The following is a 265-nucleotide window of genomic DNA, read 5'->3' as shown; positions in this document are numbered from 1 at the left end:
CCAGGCAGTTTCCCACCAAGTACCATCAGCGCTAGAGAGCTTAACTTCTGTGTTCGGAATGGGAACAGGTGTATCCTCTCTGCTATTGTAACCACATAATCTCTATGCTTAATATTACTATTAAGTTTTTGAAACTAATAAAACTAGATTCTTTAGAGTTAGCACTCTAAAAACTACATATATATTTTAATCAATGAACATCAAATAAATATTGGTCAAGTCCTCGACCTATTAGTATCGATAAGCTAAATACATTGCTGCACTT

Annotated in this window: 1 rRNA gene; it reads right to left on the bottom strand. The window is 34.3% G+C overall.

Annotated elements, in window-relative coordinates:
• Positions 1-96, bottom strand: a 5S ribosomal RNA gene (gene rrf, locus IC218_RS21720); the annotation flags it as partial.
• Between the last annotated feature and the right edge of the window lie 169 nt (positions 97-265).

Origin of the sequence: Clostridioides sp. ES-S-0005-03, assembly GCF_020658455.1 — a bacterium.
GTDB lineage: Bacteria > Bacillota > Clostridia > Peptostreptococcales > Peptostreptococcaceae > Clostridioides.
This window is presented reverse-complemented; position numbering and strand designations above follow the sequence as displayed.